At 59.6% G+C, this 3,951-nt stretch carries 4 protein-coding genes; all 4 read right to left on the reverse strand.

Annotated features, from left to right (window positions below):
- Positions 1-26: 26 nt before the first annotated feature.
- The gene (gene rsgA, locus NW819_RS10060; protein WP_414329169.1) at positions 27-1,055 is read right to left on the reverse strand and encodes a ribosome small subunit-dependent GTPase A; all 1,029 of its coding nucleotides are present in this window, start codon (positions 1,053-1,055) and stop codon (positions 27-29) included.
- Positions 1,052-1,321: a sulfurtransferase TusA family protein gene (locus NW819_RS10065; RefSeq protein WP_414329168.1), complete on the reverse strand. Its 270-nt coding sequence runs from the start codon at positions 1,319-1,321 to the stop codon at positions 1,052-1,054. Before NW819_RS10065 ends, rsgA begins: the two co-directional genes overlap by 4 nt.
- Complete coding sequence (gene dnaJ, locus NW819_RS10070; RefSeq protein WP_414329167.1) at positions 1,318-2,502, reverse strand: molecular chaperone DnaJ; 1,185 nt, start codon at positions 2,500-2,502, stop codon at positions 1,318-1,320. The genes NW819_RS10065 and dnaJ overlap by 4 nt, the downstream gene beginning before the upstream one ends.
- A 130-nt stretch (positions 2,503-2,632) precedes the next feature.
- The coding region (dnaK, locus tag NW819_RS10075; protein ID WP_414413651.1) for a molecular chaperone DnaK at positions 2,633-3,951 on the reverse strand (1,319 nt) is incomplete at its 5' end.

Here is a 3,951-nt window from a genome sequence, read left to right on the forward strand (position 1 = left end):
AATCTAGTTTGGAATGACTATAGTCCTCAGATTGGGGTCTTTCGCGCAATTCTGGCGAGACTGGGATCTTGGCCAGGCTGGATAAGGCCCACCGATGCCTTTTGCACCTGCTGGACTTCTTGCAAAAGCTGCAAGTAAAAAGTCCGTCGTTCCCAATCCAGATCTCGGAGCCCACAGCCCGGCTCTCGATGGTGCAGGCAATCGCGAAACTGACAGGCGCCCAAGCGATCCCTTACTTCGGGGAAGCACCGTATCAACTGCAAAGGATGCACCGGCGGGATCCCTTCGCCAGCATTGAATCCCGGCGAATCGGCGATCCAACCGCCTTCCGGCAAAGGAAACAGCTCCACATGGCGGGTGGTGTGCCGACCATGGCCCAAACGTCTGGAGACGGCCTGAGTGGCCAGCCGAACGTCCGGCAGCAGCCGATTGAGCAAGCTGGATTTGCCCACCCCGGAAGGGCCTGTCACCACCGAGATCTGATCTCGACAGCACTGTTGCAACTGGGGGATCCCAGCTTGGGTGTGGGCACTGACCAACAGAGGCTCATATCCCCACCTCTGCAGACGCTCCACCCAAGTTGTCGCCACTTCTGGATCCACGCAGTCGCATTTGTTCAACACCACCTGAACCCGCAGTTGGCTGGCCTCGGCTTGCACCAGCAGACGACTGAGGGCGTTGGGCTCAGGGTCGGGCTCGGCCAGGGCCACCACCACCAGAACTTGGGTCGCGTTGGCAATAGCGGGTCGAGGCAGCTGAGTGCGCCGCGGCAGGATCGCCTCGATCACCCCCCGCTCCGGCCAGAGGTCGGCGGCAGCAGGCGGCAAGCGCACCTCCACCCAGTCCCCCACCATCACCTGCTGACCCATTTTTTTCAGCTTGGCCCGACTGGTACAGAGAATCTCTGCCGGCGTGGGCTTTTCAACCGGAAACCGAGCCGGGATCTCGGGAAAGAGGGCAGCCAAACTTGGATCGATCCGCACGCGATAAAAGTTGGCCTGCGCTGCTCGCACCCAGCCGGTACAATCTTTTCCTTCCGGTTTCACCGGGTTCATGGCGACGCAGGTGTGCCGCGACGCACCCAGAGAATGTAATGGCCTTCGGGGGAAGCTGCCTGTCCCTCAATCCGATGCCCGGCCATGGCTAGACTGTTGGGCACCTGCTCCAGAGGTTCTCCCGCATCCAGCCATAGCTCCAGCAGTTCTCCAGGAGCCATGCGCTCCAGGCGCAGCTTCGCCCGCACGTAGTTAAGTGGGCAAGGGATCCCGCGCTGGTCAAGGATAAACTTGACCTCTTCCGACGAAACAGCCTCTGCAGTCATTCTTCCTCACGCTCCCGGTTGCCAGGCATCTGGGCCAGCCCCCGCAACAACCCGCCCAAGAAACCATCCCGCTTGTTGATGCGTTCTCCGTGCAGCTCAGCCAGGCGCATGAGCAATTCCCGCTCTTCTGAGCTGATGCGGGTGGGGATCTCCACCACCAAGGTGATTTGGTGGTCGCCCCGAGACATCGGGTTGCCAATGCGAGGTACCCCCTTGCCCTCCAGGGTCAGCACTGTACCCGGCTGGGATCCGGCTGGGATGGTCAGCTCCACCTCTTCCTCCAGGCCGGCTTTCGAGTCCACGGTGGGCACAGAGACCTTGGCCCCCAAGATGGCCTGCAAATAGCTCACCCGCACCTCCGAGAGAATGGTCAGGCCATCTCGCTGGAAGTCGGGATCCGGTTCCACAAATAGGTAGACGTAGAGATCCCCGGGCGGGCCACCGCGTCGACCGGCATCGCCTTCCCCGGAAACCCGCAAACGGGTGCCACTATCCACGCCGGCTGGGATGTTAATGCGCAGTTTCTTCGTGGTTTGGGCCAAGCCCTCGCCATTGCAGTTGTAGCAGGGCTCTTCCAACACCTGACCGCTGCCACCACAGGTGGGACAAACCGAGACCTGGGTAAAGTTGCCAAACGGCGTGCGGGTTGCCCGCCGCACCTGACCGCCGCCCCCGCAGGTGGGGCAAGTTTTCACCTCCGTACCGGGCTTAGCCCCGCTGCCTCCACAGACGTTGCAGACTTCCAAGTGGCTGATGCGAATCTGCTTTTCGCCGCCGAAGATGGCTTCCAGAAACTCCAGTTTTAGGTCAAAGCGCAGATCATCGCCCCGTACCGGCCCCTGGCGACTGCGGGCATAGCTGGCTCCTGCCCCTGCAAAGTTGGTGAAAAAGCTCTCGAAAATGTCGGCAAAGCCACCCATCCCCGCAAAATCCTGGAATCCACTTGCTGCCGCAGCAGCTCCACTCAAACCCGCTTCTCCAAAGCGATCGTAGCGAGCTTTTAGCTCATTATCAGAGAGCACCTCATAGGCACGGTTGATCTCTTTGAAGCGCTCCTCGGCGCCTGGCTCCTTGTTGACATCCGGGTGGTACTTACGAGCCAACCGTCGATAGGCGCGCTTGATCTCCTCTTTGGAGCTATCGCGGCTAACCCCCAAGATTTCATAGTAGTCGCGAGCCATAGAAGCGCTTCAGAAGAGGTTAAAGATCAAAACATCAGACACACTTGAGATGCAACTTGTCAGGCAGCACAACCGAAGCAGACCTACAAGGCACCGGAGCTGGGGGAGAGCAAGCAGTTGCCTAGAATCCTCAGCGAGCTCCATAGATCTCGCTACCCATCTCCAGCAGGACAGCCCGCAGTTCTTCCATTGCGTTCCGTAAAGTTGCTAAGTCTACGTTATCATTTGCCAGCAATGCCCTCAATGTGCCCGCCACTTGAGCCCCCCGCTGGATTCGAGCTTCGCTGAGGCGATTGCCATGCTCCTGCAGGGTTTTGTCGTAGTTGTAGAGCAGGCTATCTGACTGGTTGCGGGCTTCCACCAACTGCCGCCGGCGCCGATCTTCTTCGGCATAGGCCTCCGCTTCCCGACGCATTCGCTCGATCTCGCTGCTGCTCAAGCCACCGTTGTTGGTGATCTTGACGCTCTGCTCGATTCCTGTCCCCTTTTCCCGAGCCGAGACTTTCAAGATCCCGTTGGCATCGATGTCAAAAGAAACCTCGATCTGGGGCACCCCACGGGGAGCCGGCGGGATCCCGGTCAGCTGAAAGCGGCCCAAGGTTTTGTTGTCTTTGGCCATGGCCCGCTCTCCCTGCAGGACGTGAATCTCCACCACACTCTGGCCATCGGTGGCAGTGGAGAAAATCTGGGTTTTACTGGTGGGAATGGTGGTGTTGCGCTCGATGATGCGGGTGAAGACTCCCCCCAGCGTTTCCACCCCAATCGAGAGAGGGATCACGTCCAGCAGCAGTAGATCTTTCACTTCTCCACCCACCACGCCTGCCTGGATGGCAGCGCCAAGGGCCACCGCCTCGTCCGGGTTGACGGAGCGATCTGGGTTTTTTTTGAAGATTTGCCGAATTTTCTCCTGGACAGCGGGAATACGAGTAGAGCCGCCCACCAGCAGCACGCGGTCGATGTCTGCAGGGGAGAGGCCAGCATCCCGCAGCGCCTGTTCTGTAGGCTCCACGGTGGCCTCCACCAGATCCCGCACCAACTCCTCAAACTTGCCGCGGGTCAGCTCCACTTCCAGGTGCTTGGGCCCCGAATCGTCGGCGGTGATAAAAGGCAGGTTAATGAGTGTAACCTGGGTGCTGGACAGCTCAATTTTGGCCTTCTCAGCAGCCTCCCGCATCCGCTGCAGGGCCATGCGATCCCGCGAGAGGTCGATCCCTTCCGTCTCCAAAAACTGACGGATGAGCCAATCGACAATTCTTTGGTCGAAATCATCCCCCCCCAGGTGGTTGTTGCCGGCAGTCGCTTGCACCTCAAACACGCCGCTGCCCAGTTGCAGCACCGAGACATCGAAGGTGCCGCCACCCAAATCGAAAACCAGAATGCGTAGGTCTTGATCTTGTTTGTCTAGGCCATAGGCCAGGGCGGCTGCTGTCGGCTCGTTGATGATGCGCA

This window comes from Synechococcus sp. R8-2 (assembly GCF_047461715.1).
GTDB lineage: Bacteria > Cyanobacteriota > Cyanobacteriia > Thermostichales > Thermostichaceae > Thermostichus.

Bases quoted from the DNA above. Each gene is read 5' to 3' on its own strand.
- rsgA (WP_414329169.1), bottom strand. From the start codon at position 1,055: ATGAACCCGGTGAAACCGGAAGGAAAAGATTGTACCGGCTGGGTGCGA.
- NW819_RS10065 (WP_414329168.1), bottom strand. From the start codon at position 1,321: ATGACTGCAGAGGCTGTTTCGTCGGAAGAGGTCAAGTTTATCCTTGAC.
- dnaJ (WP_414329167.1), bottom strand. From the start codon at position 2,502: ATGGCTCGCGACTACTATGAAATCTTGGGGGTTAGCCGCGATAGCTCC.